Below are 23,404 nucleotides of genomic sequence, written 5' to 3'. Positions count from 1 at the left end.
CGGTTCCCCTTCACTCAGAAATTAGCTTCTCAAGCTCATCTCCTGTTAAACGTTCCAGGGCCTCCAAGGATTTAGCCAGTTCATCCATCAAAGGATCGTTGCCCACATCCAGTGCTTGCACCGAAGCACTGAACTCGCCCAGGTGCCGCGCGTTGAACAGGGTCTTGAGCGGGACCTCGATGCCCAGGTGCTCGCGAATCCGCACGATCACCTGGGTCGCCAGCAGCGAATGTCCACCGAGGGCGAAGAAGTCATCGTCCAGACCCACCTGCGGTACTTGCAGCACGTCCTTCCAGATCTGCGCCAGTTGTTGTTCGCGCTCGCTGCGCGGTGCCACGTAGCGGGCCTGGGCCAGCTCCGGGGACGGCAGCGCACGACGTTCCAGCTTGCCGTTGGGGCTCAGCGGCAGTTGCTCGAGCAGCAGCAGGTGCACCGGCACCATGTAGTCCGGCAGCACCGCACCCAGGCGCTCGCGCAGGGTGACGCGCAAGGCTTCGGCCGCCGCGTCGTCCGCCACTGGCGTGCTGGGCACCAGATAACCCGCCAGTTGCAGGCCCCCGGCACCCGGCACCGCCAGCACCACGGCTTCGCGCACTTCGTCCTGCTCCATCAGTCGTGCTTCGATCTCGCCCAGCTCGATGCGCAGCCCGCGAATCTTCACCTGATGGTCGATACGCCCCATGTACTCGATCACCCCGTCGGCGCGGTAGCGCGCCAGGTCGCCGGTGCGGTACAGCCGCTCGCCGTCACCGAAGGGGCTGGCGACGAAGCGTTCGGCAGTCAGCCCAGGGCGGCGGTGATAACCGCGCGCCAGGCCGGTGCCGCCCAGGTACAGCTCGCCCACCACGCCCACCGCCACCGGGCCTAGGCCAGCGTCCAGCACATAGGTCTGCAGGTTGGCGATGGGCTCGCCGATCGGCACGCTGTCGCGGCCTTCTTCGCGGCAGGTCCAGTGGGTCACGTCGATGGCCGCTTCGGTCGGGCCATACAGGTTGTACAGCCCGGCGTTCGGCAGCTTGTCGAACACCTGGCGCTGGGCATCCACCGGCAGCGCCTCGCCGCTGCAAACGATGCGGGTCAGGCTGGCGCAGCCCGCCACCGCCGGGTCGGCAACGAAGGCCTGCAGCATCGACGGCACGAAGTGCAGCGTGGTGATGCGTTCACGGCGAATCAGCTCGATCAATTGCGCCGGGTCGCGGTGCAGCCCCGGCGCGGCGACTACCAGGCAAGCGCCGGTCATCAGCGGCCAGAAGAACTCCCATACCGACACGTCGAAACTGAACGGGGTTTTCTGCAACACGCGGTCCCCGGCAGTCAGGCCATAAGCCTGTTGCATCCAGCACAAACGGTTGGTCAGCGCACGATGGCGGTTGCCCGCGCCCTTGGGCTTGCCGGTGGAGCCGGAGGTGTAGATGACGTAGGCCAGGTTCTCGCCAGTGACCTCGATCACCGGCGCCTGCTCGGCATAACCGCTCAGTGGCTGGTCGAGCAACAGGCACTCCAGCCCCTGCGGCAGCGGCAACTGCTCGCGCAGGTGCGACTGGGTCAGCAGCAGTTCGATGCCGCTGTCCTCAATCATGTAGGCCAAACGCTCGCGCGGATATTCCGGGTCCAGCGGCACATAGGCGCCACCGGCCTTGATCACCGCCAGCAGGGCCACGACCATTTCCACGCTGCGCTCGGCCGCCACACCCACCAGCACATCCGGGCCCACGCCCGCCGCGTGCAGGCGGTGCGCCCACTGGTTGGCCAGGGCGTCGAGCTGGCGGTAGCTGAGCTGACGCTCGCCGAACACCAGCGCCGTGGCGTCCGGCGTGGCCTCGACCTGACGCTGGATCAGCGCCTGGACGCTGTGCTCCAGCGGGTACTCGACCGCCGTGGCGTTCCACACCTCCAGCGGCAGGGCACGCTCCTGTGCGTCGAGCATCGACACCTCGCCCAAGGCCCGTGTGGCCGACACGGCCAGGCCTTCCAGCAGCAGGCCCAGGTGCGCGGCCAGGCGCTCGATGGTTGCGGCCTCGAAGCTGTCGCCATCGTAGCTGTAGTGCAGCAGCAGGCTCGCCCCCTGGTTGACCGCCAGGGTCAGCGGGTAGCTGGTCTGCTCGTGGTTGCTCACCGCGTCGAAACGCAGCGCCTCGGGCGCAGCCTGCTCCAGCACTTCGGAGACCGGGAAGTTCTCGAACACCAGCAGCGTGTCGAACAGGGCGCCACCGCCCTGCCCGGCCAGGCGCTGGATCTCGTACAACGGCGCATGCTCGAACTCGCGCAGCGCCAGGTTGCGCGCCTGCACGGCCTGCAGCCAGTCGGCCACGGTCTGTTGCGGGGTCGGCGTGGCGACCACTGGCAAGGTGTTGATGAACAGCCCCATCTGCTGCTCCATGCCCGGCAACTCCGCCGGGCGCCCGGCCACCGTCGCGCCGAAGCACACGCTCGCCTGGCCGGTGTAGCGCTGCAACAGCAACAGCCAGGCCGCCTGTACCAGGGTGTTGAGGGTGACTTTCTGCTCACGGGCAAAGTTCGCCAGGCGCGCAGTGACGGCCTCGTCCACGGCGATGCGGTAGTCGCCATGGGCGGCGCCGGCCGCGCGTGGCTCCTGGCGGATGGCACGGGCCAGGTGGGTAGGCTCGTCGAGCTCCGCCAGTTGCTGGCGCCAGAACGCCTCGCACGCCTCGGCGTCCTGCGCCTGCAACCAGGCGATGTAGTCACGGTAGCGCCCGACAGGCGCGGCGACCGCCTCACCGGCGTAGCGCGCCAGGACTTCGCCGAGCAGCTGCGAATGGCTCCAGCCATCCATCAGGATGTGATGGTGGGTCAACAACAGGTGATGACGGCCCGGCGCCGTGGCGATCAGTTGCACCCGCAGCAGCGGCGCCTGCTCCAGGTCGAAGCCCTGGGCACGCTCGGCCAATGCCAGTGCATCCAGTGCGCCAGCCTGGTCGGCGCGGCCCTGCCAGTCGTGCAGCGCGAACGGCACTTCGACCTGGCGTGCCACCACCTGCAGCGGCTGGCTGAGCCCACCTTGCCAGAGGAAACCGGTACGCAGAATGTCATGGTTGAGCAGCGTAGCCTGCCAGGCATCGCGGAAACGCATCGGCTCCAGCCCGTCGATGTCCACACGCATCTGGTTGACGTAGTCGCCGCTGGCCTGCTCGTAGAGGCTGTGGAACAGCATGCCCTGTTGCATCGGCGATAGCGGATAGAGGTCCTGAATGGTCTGCGCCGCCACTGGCAAGGCGTCCAGCTGGGCCTGGGACAAGCGGGCCAGTGGCACGTCCGAAGGGGTCAGGCCGCCCGCCTGCGGTTGGCAGCAGTGCTCGATCAAGGCCAGCAACGCCTGGGTATAGGCATCGGCCAGGGCCTGGATGGTGTGGCTGTCGAAACGTGCGTCGCTGAAGGTCCAGCCCAGGCTCAACTCGCCATCGAACACCTGGCCGTTGACGCTCAGCGCGTTGGCCAAGGGCGCGTCGGGGTGTTGCTCGGCGCCACGGGCCTCGTCGCAGGGCAGCCAGAACGCCGCCTCGCCGCTGGCGAAACTGGCATCGAACTGGCCCAGGTAGTTGAAGGTGATCGACGGGGTCGGCAGGCCGGCCAATTGCTCGCGCACCTGCGGCGCGGCAAGCTGCGACAGCACGCCAAAGCCCAGGCCTTTGTCAGGGACCGCGCGCAATTGCTCCTTGATCTGCTTGAGCGAGTCGCCCAGGCCTGCCGCCGGGGTCAGGCGCAGTGGGAATACACTGGTGAACCAGCCGACGCTGCGGGTCAGGTCGAGGTGCTCGAACAGGTCTTCGCGGCCATGGCCTTCCAGCTGCACCAGCGCATGGGCCTGGCCGGTCCAGGCGCAGACGACCTGGGCCAGGGCGGTCAGCAGCAGGTCATTGACCTGGGTGCGATAGGCGGCCGGTGCATCCTGCAGCAAGCGGCGGGTCTGCTGCTTGTCCAGTCGCGAGTAGAGCGTGCTGCCGTCGCGATTGCGCTGGCCGCCATCGGCACGGTCCCAGGGCAATTCGGCGCTCAGTTCGCGGCCCTGGGCCTGCCAGTACTCCAGTTGTTCCAGCGCATTCGTGCTGGCGTGCTGGCGCAGTTGCTCGACCCAGTCGCGCTGCGAGCTGGTCTTGCCCGGCAGGGCCAGGGGCTTGCCGCTGCTCAGTTGCTCGAAGGCCAGTTGCAGGTCTTCGAACAGGATGCGCCACGACACGCCGTCCACCGCCAGGTGATGGATCACCAGCAACAGGCGCTGGCTGCCGTCCGGCAGGTCCGCCAGTACGGCGCGCAGCAGCGGGCCATCGCCCAGCGACAGGCTGCGCTGGGCCGATTCGGCCAGGGCTTCCAGTTCGTCGGCAGTGTTCAGGGTACGCTGCCACATCAGCTCGGTCGGCTGCTCGCCAAGCGGGCCGTAATGCGCCTGCCAGCCTGCCTCGCTTTCGGTGAAGCTCAGGCGCAGCGCATCGTGGTGCGCGACCAGCGCCTGCAATGCCTGCTCCAGGTAACCCGCGTGCAGCGGCTGGGCCGGCTTGAGCAGCACCGACTGGTTCCAGTGATGACGCTCGGGGATGTCGGTGTCGAAGAACGCTTGCTGGATCGGCAGCAGCGGCATCTCGCCAGTCAAAGGGCCCTGCTCGATCAGTTGCGCGCCCTCGCCTTCCTGGGCAACGGTCGCCAGCCCTTGGACGGTCTGGTGCTGGAACAGCGCCTTGGGCGTGAAGCGGATACCCACTTGCCGCGCCCGGCTGACCACCTGGATCGAGATGATCGAATCACCGCCCAGCTCGAAGAAGTTGTCGGTCACGCCAATCGGCGAAACCTTCAGCACTTCCTCCCAGATCGCCACCAGGCGTTTTTCCAGCACGCTGCGCGGTGCTACCTGGCGCGCCGGGACAGTGGCCTGCGGCGCGGGCAGCGCCTTGCGGTCAAGCTTGCCGTTGGGGGTCAGCGGCAGACGTTCGAGGAACAACCAGTGGGTCGGCACCATGTAGTCCGGCAGGGTCTGTTGCAGGTTGGCTTTCAACACACTGCGCAATTCGCTTTCGTCGGCGCCAAGGTCATTCGCCACCACGTAGGCGACCAGTTGCTGAACGCCATTGAGCTCGACGGCCAGCACCGCCGATTCGCGCAACAGGCCCTGGGCCTGCAAGCGCGCTTCGATTTCACCCAGCTCGATACGCAGGCCACGTACCTTCACCTGATGGTCCACACGCCCGGCGTACTCCAGCACGCCGTCTTCGCGGTAGCGCGCCAGGTCACCGGTACGGTAAAGCCGCGAGCCGTCCGCCGCGAACGGATCAGGCAGGTATTTCTCGGCGGTCAGCCCCGGACGCAGCAGGTAGCCGCGGGTGATGCCCTCGCCTGCCAGGTACAGTTCCGCCGTCGCCCCGACCGGCACCGATTGCAGTTCGCCGTCCAGCAGGTAGCTGGCGGTGTTGTGCAACGGGCGGCCAATGTTGGCCTGGCCACCCGCTTCGCGGCGGGTCCAGGTCGAATAGGTGGTGTCTTCCGAAGGGCCGTAGAGATCGTAGACATGCTGGATGTGCTCCAGCGCGTAGAGCGCCTCCACTACCGACTGCTTCAGCGGCTCGCCCGCCAGGTTGACGATGCGCACGCCCGCCGGTATCTGCCCGGCGCGCAGCAGCGCACTGGCTGCCGACGGCACGCTGTTGATCAGGCTCACCCGATCCCGCGCTGCCAGCTCCGGCAGTTCCAGGGCATTGCGCGCCCCCACGATGAAACCCCCACCGGCCAGGGTCACGAACAGCTCCCACACCGACAGGTCGAAGCAGATCGAGGTGCTGGCCAGCACGCCTTGGATATCCGCCTGGCTGTAGACCTGCTGCGACCAGGCCACCAGTGCGGCGACGTTGCGATGAGCAATGGCCACACCTTTCGGGCGGCCAGTGGAACCGGAGGTGTAGATCACGTAGGCCAGATTGTCGGCCACGGCGCGAGCTGGCAGGTCACTGTCGTCGCCGTCCAGATTCAGCTCATCGAGCAGCACGCTCGCGAACGCGCCATCGACCGCCAGTGCATCGAGCACCGCGCGTTCGCTGATCAGCACGCGGGCAGCGCTGTCGTCGAGCATGTAGCTGACGCGCTCGGCCGGATAGTCCGGGTCCAGCGGCACATAAGCACCACCGGCCTTGAGCACCGCCAGCAGCGCCACCAGCATCGACATGCCGCGCGGCAAGGCCACACCGACTCGCACTTCGGCGCCAACACCCAGGCTCACCAGGTGGCGGGCCAGGCGGTTGGCGCGGGCATTGAGGGTGGCGTAGTCCAGTTGCTCATCGCCCCAGATCGCGGCCAACGCCTGCGGCGTGCGGCGTACCTGGGCTTCGATCAGGCGATGGATGCACTGGCTGCGGTCGAAGTCCAGGCCATTGGCGTTCCACTGCCGTTCGATACGGGTCCGTTCACGGCCCTCCAGCAAGCTCAACTGGTGCAACGGTGCCTGAGCGTCGGCACAGAACTGCTCCAGCAGGTGCAGCAGGTGACGCGCCACGCCCTCGACGGCGCTGTCGCGCAACTGCGTGCGGTCGTAGTTGAAATGCAGCGTCAGCTCCCGCCCGGCGGCCACCGCCAGGGTCAGTGGGTAGTTGCTTTGCTCGTGGGCACGTACCGCGCTGAAGCGCAGGCTCTGGTCGCCGCCCTGCTCCAGGGCCTCGGCGATGGGGTAGTTCTCGAACACCAACAAGGTGTCGAACAGGCCCTGGCTACCCTGCTCGGCCCACCGCTGGATTTCGAACAACGGTGTGTGCTCGTGCTCGCGCAGGGCCAGGTTGACGCCCTGGACCGTCTGCAACCACTGCGCCAGCGTTTCCTGTGGATCGGGCGCGGCGATCACCGGCAGGGTATTGATGAACAGACCGATCTGCTGCTCGATGCCCTTGAGCTCGGCCGGGCGACCCGCCACGGTGGCGCCGAAGCACACGCTGCGCTGCCCGGTATAGCGCTGCAACAGCAACAGCCAGGCGGCCTGCACCAGCGTGTTGACGGTCACCTTGTGCTGGCGCGCCAGCACGCCGAGGCGCGTCATGGCCTGGGCATCGAGGCCGGCATGATGATCGGCATAACCGCCCTGCCCGCCAGGCTGCGGCGCAGGCAAGGCACGCGACAGCCAGGTCGGGGCCTGCAGACCGTCCAGTTGCTGGCGCCAGAACGCCTCGCGGGCCTGCGCCGGCTGCCGCTGCAGCCAGCCGATGTAGTCGCGGTAGTGCCCGGACGGCGCCGCGATGGCCTGGCCGGCATAGCGCTGCAGCACTTCGCCCAGCAATTGCGCGGTGCTCCAGCCGTCCATCAGGATGTGATGGCTGGTGAAGATCAGGTGATGGCTGTTGGCACCGTTGCCCACCAGCAACAGACGCAGCAACGGCGCCTGCTCCAGGTCGAAACCTTGCTCACGGGCTTCGCGTGCCAAGGCATCGAGCCGTGCACTGTCCGGCACCTGACCATCCCAGCGCACCTCGGTGAACGGCACCTGCACCTGGCGCTGCACCACCTGCAGCGGCCGGGTCAGCTCGCCCTGCCAGCGCAAGCCGGTGCACAGGATCGCGTGGGCCTCGATGGTGGCCTGCCAGGCGGCCCGGAAGCGCGCCACATCCAAGCCCTGCACATCGGCGCGCATCTGGTTGATGTAGTCACCGCCCGCCTGGTCGTAGAGCGAGTGGAACAACATGCCGTGCTGCATCGGCGACAGCGGGTAGATGTCCTCGACGGTGCTGGCGTCCAGCTGCAGCGCATCCAGGCCGGCCTGGTCCAGCTCGGCCAACGGCACATCGGACGGGGTCAGCCCGGCGTGGCCGGCCTCGGTGCAGTGCTCGACCAGGGCGCCGAGTGCCTCGCGGTAGGCATCGGCCAGGCCTTGCACAGTGGCGACTTCGAGCATCTGCGGGCTGAAGGTCCAGCTCAGGCTCAACTGGCCGTCGTACACCTGGCCATTGAGGGTCAGCCAGTTGCCCAGTTGCGCAGCATCGCCCTGCTCGCGGCCACGGGCCTCGCCACTGGGGCGCAGCACTGCCTGTTGCGGGTCGAAGCTGGCGTCGAACTGGCCAAGGTAGTTGAAGGTGATACGCGGCTGCGGCAGCGCCTGCAGCGCCGCACGATCATCGGCGCTGCCAAGGTAACGCAGCACGCCGAAGCCCAGGCCCTTGTCGGGCACCGCGCGCAGTTGCTCCTTGACGCGCTTGATCGCGCTGCCCAGGTCGGCGCAGTGGTCCAGGCGCACCGGGAACAGGCTGGTGAACCAGCCAACGGTACGGGTCAGGTCGATGTCGTCGAACAGCTCCTCGCGGCCATGGCCTTCAAGCTGGACCAAGGCGCTGTCGCTCCCGCACCAGGGCGCCACGACCCGTGCCAGGGCGGTCAGCAGCAGGTCGTTGACCTGAGTGCGATAGGCCGCCGGTGCCTCTTGCAGCAGGCGCCGGGTGGTCTCGGCATCCAGCCGGGTGTGCACGGTGTGGGCCAGGGCATTGGCCAGCGAGCCCTGCGGGTCGTTCACCGGCAAGTCGCGCGGTGCGCCGGCCAGTGCCGTCTGCCAATAGGCCATCTGCCCGCGCATATCGCCCTCGGCCGCAGCCGCCAGGCGCTCGGCCCAGGCTTTGAGCGAGCTGGTCTTGGCCGGCAGCACGCATGGCTGGCCAGCGTCCAGTTGCGTCAGCGACTGTTGCAGGTCATCGAACAGGATGCGCCAGGAAATACCATCGACCACCAGGTGGTGGATGACCAGCAGCAGACGTTGGCTACCGTCGGCGAGCTGCGCCAGCACCGCGCGCAGCAGCGAACCGTCCTCCAGCACCAGGCTGCCCTGGGCGCGGTCGGCCAGGGCCTCCAGCGCAGCGTCGTCCTCGGCCTCAGCCTGCCACAGCAAGGCCGACTGCTGGTAGAGCGCCTGCATCGCCTCTGGGGTTCGGAAGTAGGCGCCCTGGGCGCCGAACGACAGGCGCAGGGCATCGTGGTGGTTCACCAGTTGGCTCAGGGCTGCGGTCAGCGTCTCGACCGACAAGGCGCGGGCGGGCTTGAGCCAGACCGACTGGTTCCAGCGCGCAGGTTCTTCAGGCAACGCGGCGAAAAACGCCTGCTGGGCCGGCAGCAGCGGCAGGCTGCCGTGCACCGGGCCCTGGTCGATGACCAGCCCCTGCCCGCCCAGCTCGGCGACCTGGGCCAGGGCGCGGATGGTCTGGTGCTGGAACAGGTGTTTGGGGGTGAAGCGAATACCTGCCTGGCGCGCACGGCTGACCAGCTGGATGGAGACGATCGAGTCGCCGCCCAGCTCGAAGAAGTTGTCGGTCACACCCAGCGCCTGGCACTTGAGCACGTCCCGCCACAGCGCGTGCAGGCGCAGTTCCAGGTCGTTGGCCGGTGCGACCTGCTCGCTGCCCGCGTTGGCTTCAGGCAGCGGCAACGCCTTGCGGTCGAGCTTGCCGTTGCTGGTCAGCGGGAACGCGTCCAGCAGCAACAGATGGTTGGGCACCATGTAGGCAGGCAGCTGCCCTTGCAGCGCCTCGCGCAAGGCCACCGCCAATGGCTCGTCCTGGCCCGGTTCGAGCACCACGTAGGCCAGCAACTGCTGCTCACGCGCCAGCACCAGCGCCTGGCGGACACCCGGCAGCGCGACCAGGCGCGCCTCGATCTCGCCCAGCTCGATGCGCAGGCCGCGGATCTTCACCTGATGGTCGATGCGCCCGAGGTAGTCGATTACCCCGTCGTCAGCCTGGCGCACCAGGTCGCCACTGCGGTACAGGCGCGCGCCGGGTCGGCTGGAGAACGGATCGGGCACGAAACGCTCGGCAGTCATCGCCGGGCGCTGGTGGTAACCGCGCGCCAGGCCTTCGCCACCGATGCACAGCTCGCCGGCAGCGCCCGCCGGACACACCTGCAACGCCTCGCCCAGCACGTAGGCGCTGGCATTGTCGATCGGCGTGCCCAGCGGCACTACCGCCCCTGCCAGCACGGCCGGGACTTCGCACGCGGTGCTGTCGATGGTCGCCTCGGTCGGGCCATAAAGGTTGACCAGGCGCCCTTGCCAGCGCTCGCGCAGCTGTGCACACAACTGCGCACTCAGGGCCTCGCCGCCGCACAGCACGGTGCGCAGGCTGGCCAATTGCTCAGGGCGCGCCTGCGGCAGCATCGCCTGCAACAGCGACGGCGCCGATTGCAGCACGGTGATGCCGTGCGCCTGAACCTGCTCCCACAGTTGCGCCAGCGACTCATCCTGCCCCGGCGCCGCCAGTACCAGGCGCGCGCCGCAGATCAGCGGCAACCAGAACTCCCACACCGACGCATCGAAGCTGATCGCGGTCTTCTGCAGCACGCGGTCCTCGGCCGTCAGCGGCAAGCACTCGCGCATCCACGCCATGTGGTTGCCAAGGCCGGCATGCCGCACCGCCACGCCCTTGGGCTGGCCGGTGGAGCCGGAGGTGTAGATCAGGTAGGCCAGGTGCTCGCCATCCACCGCAACCTGCGGCGCGATGAAATCGCCATCCTGCACCGCGCTCGCAGGCGCGAGCGCCAGCACGTCCAGGCCCTGCGGCAGTGGCAGTTGCGTCAGCAGGGCTGGCTGGGCGAGCAGCAGGCCGATGCCGCTGTCGTCGAACATGTAGGCCAGGCGCTCGGCAGGATAGGCCGGGTCGAACGGCACATAGGCCGCACCGGCCTTGAGCACGGCCAACAGCGCCACCACCAGCTCCAGGCTGCGTTCGGCAGCGATGCCCACTCGCACCTCGGGGCCGACGCCACGGGCGATCAGCTCACGTGCCAGACGATTGGCCCGCGCGTCGAGCTCGGCATAACTGTACTGCTGCCCGGCGCAGACCACGGCGACGGCCTGCGGCGTGCGCTCGGCCTGGGCCTGCACTTGCAGGTGCACCGGGCGGGCATCGGCATGCACCACCTGCGGCCCCTGGGCACGCAAGCGCACCTGCTCGGTTTCGGCGGCGCTCATCAGCGCCAGCTCGGCGCAACGCTGGTCAGGCTCGGCGACGATGGCCGCGAGCAGCGTTTGCCAGTGAGCGACCAGGCGCTGCACAGTGTCGCGCTCGAACAGGTCGGTGGCATAGGTGAAGGCGGCGATCAGCGCGTCGTCGGACTCATGGGTTTCCAGGGTCAGGTCGAACTGCGCGGTGGGGTTGTCCCAGGCCACCCCTTCGACGCGCAGGTCACTGCCAGGTGCGGCCTGGGCCTGGCCGCGCGCCGGGGCGCTGCGCTGGTGGTTGAACATGACCTGGAACAGCGGCGCATGGCTGAGGCTGCGTTGCGGTTGCAGGGCTTCGACCAGTTGCTCGAACGGCAGGTCCTGATGCTCCTGGGCGCGCAACGCGGTGTGCTTGACCTGCTCGAGGAAGGCGCGGAACGGCTGCTGCCCGTCGATCTCGGCGCGCAGCACCTGGGTGTTGACGAAGAAGCCGAGCAACCCCTCGGTTTCCGGGCGGTTGCGGTTGGCCACCGGCACCCCGACACGGATGTCGTGCTGACCGCTGTAGCGGTGCAGGAACAGTTGGAAGCTTGCCAGCAACAGCATGAACAGGGTCGCGCCCTGCCCCTGGGCCAGGCTGCGCAGTTGACGGCTGAGGTCGGCATCGAGGCTCACCTCCAGGCGCTCGCCACGCAGGCTCTGCACTGCCGGTCGCGGACGGTCGCCCGGCAGCGCCAGCAGCGGCTGCTCGCCACCCAGTTGCTCACGCCAGTAGTGCAACTGGCGCTCGCGCTCGCCGGCTTCCATCCAGTGCCGCTGCCAGATCGCATAGTCGGCGTACTGGATCGGCAGCGCCGCTGCCACTGGGTCCTGCCCCTGGCTGAATGCACCGTAGGCCCGCACCAGTTCGCCGATCATGATCTGGATCGAGGCGCCGTCGGCGATGATGTGGTGCTGGACGATGGCCAGCACATGGTCGTGCTCACCCACCTTCAGCAGGCTGGCACGCACCAGCGCGCCGTCGAACAGGTCGAACACCTGCTGGGTCAGGGCTTCGACCCGGGCCTTGATGCAGGCATCCAGCGCCGCATCGCCCGGGGTGCCGGAAACCAGTTGCTCATGCGCCAGGGGTAGCCCCGCGGGCGGCAGGATACGCTGGCTCAGGCGCCCGTCCTGCTCGGCAAAGCGGGTGCGCAGGCTTTCATGGCGCTGCTCCAGCCAGTCGAGGCTGCGCTGCAGGGCGTCGATGTCCAGGTGGCCGCGCAGACGCAGCACGGTCGCCAGGTTATAGGCGGTGCTGCCAGGGTCCATCTGCCAGAGGAACCATTGACGCTCCTGGGCGTAGGACACCGGCAGCGTGTCGAAGGCCGACTGCACCTGCGGGATCGGCAGGTTGGCCGGGGACACCCCCTCCGCCAGCATCTTCTCCAGGTACAGACGGCGCTTTTCCAGCGGCAGGGTAATGAAGCGCTGCGCAATTCTCAGGGCTGCTTGGGTTTCCATCAAACTTCCTCCATTTCGTCAAGCAGCCATTCGAGCTTGCTCAATTTCGATTCATCCACCACCTGCCCACCTGCCTGGCCCAGCGCCTCGGCGAACTGCTCCAGCACCGGCGCCTGGAACACCAACTGCGGCGACAGCTTCAGACCCAGCGCCAGTTGCAGGCGCGAGACCACGCTGACAGCCAGCAACGAATGCCCGCCCAACTCGAAGAAGTGGTCGTGCACCCCAACCTGCTCCAGTTGCAGCACCTGCTGCCAGACCTCGGCGACTTGGCGTTCCAGGTCGGTACGTGGCGCCTGGTAGACCTGGCGTGAAGCGCTGGCGTCGACGGCCGGCAAGGCCTTGCGGTCGAGCTTGCCGTTGGGGGTCAACGGCATGCGTTCAAGCACCTGGATATGCGCCGGCACCATGTAGGCCGGTAGCCGCTCGGCCAGGCTCTGGCGCAGCGCCTCGCGCAGGCCATCGCCCGCCTCGGCGGCCTCCAGCGGCACCACGTAGCCCACCAGCTGTGCGCCGCCCGCGCCGTCGCGGGCAATCACCACGGCCTCGCGGACCTGCGGATGGTCCTGCATCAGGGCCTGGATCTCGCCCAGCTCGATGCGGAAGCCGCGGATCTTCACCTGATGATCCAGACGTGCGAGGTACTCCAGGGTGCCATCGGCCAGGTGGCGCACCAGGTCGCCCGTGCGGTACAGCCGCGAGCCATCGTCGGCGAACGGATGCGGCACGAAGCGCTCGGCGCTCAGTGCCGCGCGGCCGTGGTAGCCGCGGGCCAGGCCCTCGCCACCGATCAGCAGCTCACCGGCCACGCCCGGCGCCACCGGTTGCAGATCGGGGCCGACGACGAACAAGGTGGTATTGCCGATGGCCTCGCCCAGCAGCGGTGCCGGCTGTGTGGCATCCAGGCGTCGCCGTGCCGACCAGATGGTGGTCTCGGTGGGGCCATACAGGTTCCACACTTCGCCCCCTAGGGCGAGCATGCGCAGGCTCAGTTCCGGTGCCAGCGCCTCGCCCCCGCAGAGCATGCGGCAACCGCGCAGCAGCTCGGCCTGCGGGTTGTCGAGCAGCATGCGCCAGGTCGACGGCGTGGCCTGTACCACGTTCACGGCCTGCTCGCGCACCACCTCCAGCAGTTGCTCGGGATCGCGTGCAGCCTGGCGATCCACCAGCACCACACGTGCGCCGCGCACCAGCGGCAGGAAGATTTCCAGGCCGAAGATATCGAACGAGAAGGTGGTCAGCGACAGCACCCGGTCTTGCGCCTGCAACCCTGGCGCTGCCGCCATGCTGTCGAGGAAGTTGCCAAGCCCCCGGTGCGGGACCATCACACCCTTGGGCCGCCCGGTGGAGCCGGAGGTGTAAATGACATAGGCCAGGTGGTCGTCAGCCACCGCTACCTGCGGGTCATGTGCCGCCAGCGCGTCCAGCGCATCCGACTCCGCTGCCAGCAGCATCTGTTGTACGCCCTGAGGCAGGGTGCGCCGTTCGGCCAGGTGGGGCTGGGTCAGCAGCAGGCCGATGCCGCTGTCCTGGATCATGTAGTCCAGGCGCTCTTCAGGGAAGTCCGGGTCCAGTGGCACGTAGGCGCCACCGGCCTTGAGCACGGCCAGCAGTGCGACCAGCATTTCCAGGCCGCGGTCCAGGCACAGCCCCACCAGGCGGTCTGGCCCCACACCCCGGGCGATCAGCCCATGGGCCAGGCGATTGGCGCGCAGGTTGAGCTCGGCATAGCTGATCGATTCCGTGCCATAGACTGCGGCGATAGCCTGGGGCTGGGCCTGAGCCATGGCCTCGAACTGGCGGTGCACTGGCAGCCAGCTCAAATCGTGGCCGACCTGGCCGCTCCAGTCGTGCAGCACCTGGCGGCGCAGGGCCGCTGGCAGGCTGTCGACCTCGCCCAGCGGGCGTTCGGCATCTTCGACCAGGGCGTCGAGAGTCTGCGCCAGTTGCGCTGCCAGCCCAGCGATCTGCGCCGGGGTGAAGCACTGCGGGTCGAAGCTGTATTGCAGGCTCAGTTGCTCGCCGGCGTTGACCAGCAGGGTCAAGGGGTAGTTGGTCTGTTCGAGGTTGTCGATGGCGCCGAAGCGCAGGCCATCCGGTGCACGCGCCTGCAGCACGTCCGACACCGGGTAGTTCTCGAACACCAGCAGGCTGTCGAACAGGGCTTCACCGCCCTGCCCGGCCCAGCGCTGGATATCGAACAGCGGCGTGTACTCATGCTCGCGCAGGCTCAGGTTCTGCGCCTGCAGGTCCTGCAGCAGGCTGGCGACACTGTGCTGGGCGTGCAGGGTCAGGGCCACCGGCAAGGTGTTGATGAACAGGCCGACCTGCTGCTCGACCCCCGCCAGCTCCGACGGGCGCCCCGCCACCGTGGCACCGAAGCACACGGTCTGCTGCCCTTGGTGGCGCTGCAACAGCAGCGCCCAGGCCGCTTGCAGCACGGTATTGAGGGTGACTTTCTGCTCGCGGGCAAACGCCGCCAGGCGCGCGCTGCGCGGGGCATCGAACACCTGGTCGTGCTGGGCGTGGGCCTGCTCATCGCTGGCAGGCGTGGCGCCACGGAACACTTGGGCCAACAGGGTCGGCTCGTCCAGCTCGGCCAGTTGCGCGCGCCAGAAGTCCTGGTTGCCCTGCTGATCCTGGCGAGCCAGCCAGTCGATGTAGTCGCGGTAGCGTCCGCGCGGCGCCTCCTGTGCCTGGCCGTTGTAGTGCTGCAGCACTTCGGACAGCACCTGCGCGTGGCTCCAGCCATCCATCAGGATGTGGTGATAGGTGTAGATGAAGTGGTGACGGCCTTGGCCAAGGTCCACCAGCAGCAGACGCAACAGCGGCGCACTGGCCAGTTCGAAGCCCTGCTGGCGCTGGGCATCGGCCAGGGCCTGGAGGGCCGGGGCTGGCGCGTCCAGGTCACGCAGGTCATGGACGCTGAAAGGCACCTCGACCTGCTGGCGAACCACCTGCAGCGGCTGGGCCAGATCGCCTTCCCAGACGAAGGCGGTGCGCAGGATGTCGTGGGCCTGCACCGTGGCCTGCCAGGCGGCATGGAAGCGCTGCGGGTCCAGGCCATCGATGTCGACACGCATCTGGTTGATGTAGTCGCCGCTGGCCTGCTCGTAGAGGCTGTGGAACAGCATGCCTTGCTGCATCGGCGACAGTGGGTAGAGGTCCTGGATCGTCTGCGCCGCCACTGGCAGGGCATCGAGCTGGGCCTGATCGAGCCCGGCCAGGGGGAAATCCGACGGCGTCACGCCGGCGACACCGACCGTGCAGCAATGGCCGACCAAGGCCACCAGCTCACGCTGGTAGTCCTCGGCCAGACGCTGCAGCGTGGCGATATCGAAGCGCTCGCGGCTGAAGGTCCAGCTGATCTGCAAGCGCCCGTCGAACACCTGGCCGTTGAGGTTGAGCCAGTTGTCCAGCGGCGCCTCGGGTGAATGCTCGGCGCCACGGTTCTCCCCGGCAGGCAGCCAGGCGGGCGACTCGTCGGCGAAGCTGGCATCGAGCTGGCCGAGGTAGTTGAAGGTGATGCGCGGGGTCGGCAGCGCACGCAGGGCGTCGCGCACCGAGGCGTCGCCCAGGTGACGCAGCACACCGAAGCCCAGGCCGTTATCAGGGATCGCGCGCAGTTGCTCCTTGATCTGCTTGAGCGAGTCGCCCAGGCCTGCCGCCGGGGTCAGGCGCACCGGGAACACACTGGTGAACCAGCCGACGCTGCGGGTCAGGTCGAGGTGCTCGAACAGGTCTTCGCGGCCATGGCCTTCCAGTTGCACCAGGGCGTGGTCGTGGCCAGTCCAGCGGCAGATCACACGGGCCAGGGCCGTCAGCAACAGGTCGTTGATACGGGTGCGGTAGGCGGCGGGCGCCTGCTGCAACAGTTGCCGGGTCTGCTCGGCATCCAGTGTGCTGTGCACCGTCAGGCCGTCGCAGTTGCGATTGGTGGCTTCCAGGCGCTGGCACGGCAGGCTGTCGTGGGCGCCTTCGAGGGTTGTACGCCAGAAGTCCAGCGACTGCTGCAAGCGCGAGCTTTGCGCGGCGCGTTGCAGTTCGCCGGCCCAGTCGCGTTGCGAACTGGTTTTTCCCGGCAAGGCCAGGGGCTTGCCGCTGCTCAGTTGCTCGAAGGCCAGTTGCAGGTCTTCGAACAGGATGCGCCACGACACCCCATCCACCGCCAGGTGGTGTATCACCAGCAACAGGCGCTGGCTGCCGTCCGGTAGATCGGCCAACACGGCACGCAGCAGTGGGCCATCGCCCAGTGACAGACTGCGCTGGGCCGATTCGGCCAGGGCTTCCAGTTCGTCGGCAGTGTTCAGGGTGCGCTGCCACAGCAGCTCAGTCGGCTGCTCGCCGAGCGGACGGTAATGCGCCTGCCAGCCGGTCTCGCTTTCGGTGAAGCTCAGGCGCAGCGCATCGTGGTGCGCGACCAGCGCCTGCAATGCCTGCTCCAGGTAACCCGCGTGCAGCGGCTGGGCCGGCTTGAGCAGCACCGACTGGTTCCAGTGGTGACGCTCGGGGATATCGGTGTCGAAGAACGCTTGCTGGATCGGCAAAAGCGGCATCTCGCCAGTTAGCGGGCCCTGCTCGATCAGTTGCACGCCCTCGCCTTCCTGGGCCACGGTCGCCAGCCCTTGGACGGTCTGGTGCTGGAACAGCGCCTTGGGCGTGAAGCGGATGCCCGCCTGACGCGCCCGGCTGACCACCTGGATCGAAATGATCGAATCGCCGCCCAGTTCGAAGAAGTTGTCGGTCACGCCAATCGGCGAAACCTTCAGGACTTCCTCCCAGATCGCCACCAGGCGTTTTTCAAGCACGCTGCGGGGTGCTACCTGGCGCGCCGGGGCAGTGGCCTGCGGCGCGGGCAGCGCCTTGCGGTCGAGCTTGCCGTTGGGGGTCAGTGGCAGACGTTCGAGGAACAGCCAGTGGGTCGGCACCATGTAGTCGGGCAAGGTCTGCTTGAGCCAGGCCTTGAGCGGCTCGGCATTGTCGTGCAGCGCGGGAGCGACGACATAACCCACCAGCTGGGTGCTCAGCTCGCCCTGATGCGCGATCACTGCCACTTCACGGACGTCGGCATGAGCCTGCAAACGCGCTTCGATCTCACCCAACTCGATACGCAGGCCGCGCACCTTCACCTGATGGTCCACACGTCCGGCGTACTCCAGCACGCCGTCTTCGCGGTAGCGCGCCAGGTCACCGGTGCGGTACAGCCGCGAGCCGTCCGCCGCGAACGGATCAGGCAGGTATTTCTCGGCGGTCAGCCCCGGACGCAGCAGGTAGCCGCGGGTGATGCCCTCGCCCGCCAGGTAAAGCTCCGCCGTCGCCCCGACCGGCACCGATTGCAGTTCGCCGTCCAGCAGGTAGCTGGCGGTGTTGTGCAACGGGCGGCCAATGTTGGCCTGGCCACCCGCTTCGCGGCGGGTCCAGGTCGAATAGGTGGTGTCTTCCGAAGGGCCGTAGAGATCGTAGACATGCTGGATGTGCTCCAGCGCGTAGAGCGCCTCCACCACCGACTGCTTCAGCGGCTCACCCGCCAGGTTGACGATGCGCACGCTCGCCGGTATCTGCCCGGCACGCAGCAGCGCGCTGGCCGCCGACGGCACGCTGTTGATCAGGCGCACCCGATCCCGCGCTGCCAGTTCAGGCAGCTCCAGGGCATTGCGCGCCCCCACGATGAAACCCCCACCGGCCAGGGTCACGAACAGCTCCCACACCGACAGGTCGAAGCAGATCGAGGTGCTGGCCAGCACGCCTTGGATATCCGCCTGGCTGTAGACCTGCTGCGACCAGGCCACCAGCGCGGCGACGTTGCGATGAGCAATCGCCACGCCTTTCGGGCGGCCAGTGGAACCGGAGGTGTAGATCACATAGGCCAGGTTGTCGGCCACGGCGCGGGCTGGCAGGTCACTGTCGTCGCCGTCCAGATTCAGCTCATCGAGCAGCACGCTCGCGAACGCGCCATCGACCGCCAGTGCATCGAGCACCGCGCGTTCGCTGATCAGTACGCGGGCGGCGCTGTCGTCGAGCATGTAGCTGACACGCTCGGCCGGGTAGTCCGGGTCCAGCGGCACGTAGGCGCCACCGGCCTTGAGCACTGCCATCAGCGCCACCAGCATCGACATACTGCGCGGCAAGGCCACGCCGACCCGCACTTCGGGGCCGACACCCAGGCTCACCAGGTGGCGAGCCAGGCGGTTGGCGCGGGCATTGAGGGTGGCGTAGTCCAGTTGCTCATCGCCCCAGATCGCGGCCAACGCCTGCGGCGTGCGGCGTACCTGGGCTTCGATCAGGCGATGGATGCACTGGCTGCGGTCGAAGTCCAGGCCATTGGCATTCCACTGGCGTTCGATGCGCTCGCGCTCGCTGTCCTCGAGCATCGCCAGCTCGCCGACGCGCTGCTCCGGCGCTGCGACGATCGCCTGCAACAGGTTCAGCCAGTGTTGCGACAAGCGCTCGATGGTCGCTGGCAGGAACAGGTCGGTGGCGTAGGTCCAGATCGCCGACCACGCCGTACCCGACTCGAAGGTATTGAGGGTCAGGTCGAACTGCGCGGTGTGGCTGTCCCACGCCAGCGCCTCGACATGCAGGCCCGGCACCTGCGCCATGGACGCCTCGGCGGCGCGCTCGCCCTGGTGGTTGAACATCACCTGGAACAGCGGGCTGTGGCTCAGGCTGCGCTCAGGGTGCAGGGCCTCGACCAGTTGCTCGAACGGCAGGTCCTGATGGGCCTGGGCTTCCAGGGCGCTGTGGCGTACCTGCTCGAGCAGGCGGGTGAAGGCCATGCCCGGCTCGACCTCGGCACGCAGGACCTGGGTGTTGACGAAGAAGCCGATCAGGCGCTCGGTCTCCAGGCGGTTGCGGTTGGCCACCGGCACGCCGACGCGGATATCACCCTGGCCACTGTAGCGGTGCAACAGCACCTGGAAGGTGGCCAGCAGCAGCATGAACGGCGTCACCCGCAGCTCACGCGCCCGCTGTTGCAGGCCCTGGGCCAGGTTGTCCGGCAGCGCCAGCGCAAGCTGCGCGCCACGGAACGACTGTTCGGCCGGGCGTGGATGATCGGTAGGCAGTTGCAGGAACTGCTCGCCGGCAAGGCGTTCGGTCCAGTAGCCGAGCTGACGCTCGCGCTCGCCGGCCTCCATCCACTGCCGCTGCCAGATTGCATAGTCGGCGTACTGCAGCGGCAATACCGGCAGCGTGGGCGCTTCGCCCTGGCTGAAGGCGGCGTACCATTGCACCAGTTCCTCGACCAGCACCTGCATCGACCAACCATCGGAGACGCTGTGATGCTGGGTGACGACCAACACATGGTCGTCCTGCGCCACACGCAGCAGGCGCACACGCAACAGCGGCCCCTGCTCCAGGTCGAACACCTGCGCCACCTCGGCCTGCACCCGTGCGGCCAATTCGGCCTCGGCGACCGTTTCGATCGGCAGCGCCAGCGGTGCGGCGGCGTGAATGCGCTGCTGTGCACCCTGCGGCGCCTGGATGAACGTGGTACGCAGCGACTCGTGACGCGCCAGCAGGCTGTCGAAGCTGCGCTGCAACGCCGGCACATTCAGCGCGCCGCGCAGGCGCAAGGCGCTGGGGATGTTGTAGGCGCTGCTGCTCGGGTCGAGTTGCCAGAGGAACCACTGGCGTTCCTGGGCGTAGGACAGCGGCGCCAGCTCACCACGCGGTACTGGCAGCAGCGCAGGCTGTGCGGCGTCTGCAGTTGGTGTGAGGCTGGCGACGAACGCCTGCAGGGTGGTCTGTTCGAACAGAGTGCGCAGCGCCACTTGCAGGCCCAGACCGTGACGCAGGCGCGACACCACCTGGGTGGCCAGCAGCGAATGCCCGCCCAATGCAAAGAAATCGTCCTGCAGACCGACCCGCTCGACCTCCAGCACCTGCTGCCAGATTTGCGCGACTTGCTGCTCCAGCGCCGTGCGCGGGGCCTGGTAATCCTCCTGGCGCAGGGTCGGGGCCGGCAGCGCCGCGCGGTCGAGCTTGCCGTTGAGGGTCAGCGGCAGGCTGTCCAGGCACAGGATATGCGCTGGCAGCATGTATTCCGGCAGGTCGGCCTTGAGGCCGCTGCGCAGGCGCTCAACAAGCGCCGACGCCTCGCCGCTGCCCTGCTGCGCCACCACATAGGCCACCAACTGCGTACCGGCAGTGCCGTCGCGAGCCAGCACCACCGCCTCGCGCACGCCCGGCAGTTGCAGCAAGCGGGCCTCGATCTCGCCCAGCTCGATACGGAAACCACGGATTTTCACCTGCTGGTCGATACGCCCGACGTACTCGATCACCCCGTCGTTGCGGTAGCGCGCCAGGTCACCGGTGCGGTACAGGCGCCCGCCATTGCCGAACAGGTCGGGCACGAAGCGCTGGGCGCTGAGGTCGCTGCGGCGATGATAGCCGCGCGCAAGCCCGGCTCCGCCGACATACAGTTCGCCGATGCATCCCGGCGCGACCGGCTCCAGCTGGCCGTCGAGCAGGTACCAGGACAGGTCGTCGATCGGCTCGCCGATCGGGCTGCTGGCCGCCCCTTCGAGATCACGCGGGCTCAGCGGACGGTAGGTGACATGCACGGTGGTTTCGGTGATGCCATACATGTTCACCAGGCGCGGCCCCTGCGCCGCGAAATGTCCGTACCACGGGCGCAGCGCCTGCACCTCCAGGGCCTCGCCGCCAAAGATCACCTGGCGCAGGGCTCCGAGCTCGGCGGCGTCACGCGTGCAGGCCACCTGCATCAGTTGCTTGAACGCCGAAGGGGTCTGGTTCAGTACCGTGACGCCTTCGCGGTGCAGCAGCGCGTGGAAATCCTCGGTGCTGCGGCAGGTCTCGTGCGGCACGATCACCAGGCGCCCGCCATGCATCAGGGCGCCAAAGATCTCCCATACCGAGAAGTCGAAGGCGTAGGAGTGGAACAGCGTCCAGACATCGTCGGCACCGAAGTCGAACCAGCGCTCGGTGGCAGCGAACAGGCGCATGACGTTGTCATGGGGCAGCAGCACGCCCTTGGGCTGGCCGGTGGAACCGGAGGTGTAGATGACATAGGCGAGCTGGCGCGGGTCGCAGGCCAGTTGCGGCGCGCCGGGGTCGGCAAGCGGCTGTGGCGACAGCGGCTCCAGCATCAGTTGGCGCACGTCCTGCGCACCCTGCACACGTGCCGCCAGGTGCGGCTGCACCAGCAGCAGGGCGATGCCGCTGTCGGCCATCATGTAGGCCAGGCGCTGGGCCGGCGCGCTGGGGTCCATGGGCACATAGGCAGCACCTGCCTTGAGCGTGGCGAGAATGGCCACGATCATTTCCAGGCTGCGCTCGACCACCAGGCCGACCCGCACCTCAGGGCCGACACCCTGCGCCAGCAGGCGATGGGCCAGGTGGTTGGCCCGGGCTTCGAGCTGGCCGTAGCTGAGCTGGCGATCATCCAGCGTGACCGCGATGGCCTCGGGACGCAGGCGCGCCTGCTCCTCGATGCGCTGGTGAATGCACTGCTGCACCGGATACTCAGCCGGACGCGGATTCCACTCGGCGATGATGTCCGCGCGCTCCTGCGCAGTGAGCAACGGCACCTGCACCAGGGGCGTATCCGGCGCTGCGACCATCTGCCCGAGCAGTTGCAGCCAGTGCCGCGCCATGCGCTCGACGGTGGCCCGCTCGAACAGGTCGGTGGCGTAGGTGAAGGCTGCCGACAGTTGCTCGCCAGCCTCGGCGGTGTCCAGGGTCAGGTCGAACTGCGCGGTGACCGTGCGCACGTCCAGCCCCTCGATGTGCAAGCCCGGCAGGCGCAGCGCCGAGGCGCCATCGCCGCCGAGGTGGTTGTGCATGACCTGGAACAGCGGGTTGACCCCGGCATTGCGCTCCGGCGCCAGGGCTTCGACCAGTTGCTCGAACGGCAGCGCCTGGTGAGCCTGGGCGCCGAGCACCGCCGTACGCACCTGCTGCAGCAGTTCACGGAAGGTATTCTGCGGGTCGATGCTGACATCCAGCACCTGGGTGTTGATGAAGAAGCCGATCAGCGCCTTGGTATCGGGGTGCTGACGGTTGGCCACCGGCACGCCGACGCGGATCTCGCGCTGGCCGCTGTAGCGGTGCAACAGCAACTGGAAGCTGGCCAACAGGAGCATGAACGGCGTCATCCCCTGCGATTGGGCCAGGCTGCGCAGGCCTCGCTGCAACTCGCCCGGCAGCGTTACCGCCAGGCGTTCGCCGCGATGGCTGGGCTGCTGCGGGCGCGGGTGATCGAGCGGCAACTCCAGCACCGGTTGCTCACCGCCCAGACGCGCAGCCCAATAGCCCAGCTGGCGCTCGCTCTCCCCCGCCTCCATCCAGGCCTGCTGCCAGATCGCGTAGTCGGCGTACTGGATCGATGCCGCCGCCAGCGTAGGTTCGCCACCGCCGCTGAAGGCCGCATAGGCGTGTACCAGCTCCTCGACCAGCACCTGCATCGACCAGCCGTCGGAGACGATATGGTGCTGGGTCATCACCAGCACATGGTCGTCATCGGCCAGACGCAGCAAGTCGACGCGCAACAGCGGGCCCTGCTGCAAGTCGAACAGCGCCTGGGTGCGGGCCTCGACGAAGTCGCGCACGGCCTGCTCGGTATCGGCGCCGGCATTAACGGGCAGGTGCTGCAGCGGCAGCTCGAAGGCCGATGCCGGCGCCTCGATCACCTGGCGCACGCCCTCGGCCGTCTCGACGAAGCGCGTACGCAGCGATTCGTGCCGCCCCAGCAACCACTGGAAGCTGCGGGCCAGGGCCGGCACATCCAGCGTGCCCTTCAGGCGCAGGGCACTGGGGATGTGGTAGGCACTGCTGTGCGGCTCCAGTTGCCAGAGGAACCACTGGCGCTGCTGGGCGTAGGACAGCGGGATAACATCGAGGCCTTCACGGGCCGCCGGGATCGGCAACTGCCCCAGGGTCAGGCCCTTGCCGGCCAGCTTTTCCAGGAAGGCCCTGCGCTGTGACAGCGGCAACCTGATGAATCGCTGAACCAGCGCGATGTTATCCATTACAGCCATC

At 67.9% G+C, this 23,404-nt stretch carries 2 protein-coding genes; both read right to left on the bottom strand.

Annotation, left to right across the window (positions count from 1 at the left end):
- Positions 1 to 10 precede the first annotated feature (10 nt).
- On the bottom strand, positions 11 to 12,403 hold the full coding sequence (locus ACMGGG_RS08875) for a non-ribosomal peptide synthase/polyketide synthase (protein ID WP_414160017.1): 12,393 nt from the start codon (positions 12,401 to 12,403) through the stop codon (positions 11 to 13).
- A complete protein-coding gene (locus ACMGGG_RS08870) occupies positions 12,403 to 23,403 on the bottom strand; it encodes an amino acid adenylation domain-containing protein (RefSeq protein ID WP_414155870.1) in 11,001 nt (3,666 codons plus the stop codon). Before ACMGGG_RS08870 ends, ACMGGG_RS08875 begins: the two co-directional genes overlap by 1 nt.
- Between the last annotated feature and the right edge of the window lies 1 nt (position 23,404).

The sequence above is a fragment of the Pseudomonas sp. BNK-44-b genome (genome assembly GCF_047456245.1).
Lineage (GTDB): Bacteria > Pseudomonadota > Gammaproteobacteria > Pseudomonadales > Pseudomonadaceae > Aquipseudomonas > Aquipseudomonas machongensis.
This window is presented reverse-complemented; position numbering and strand designations above follow the sequence as displayed.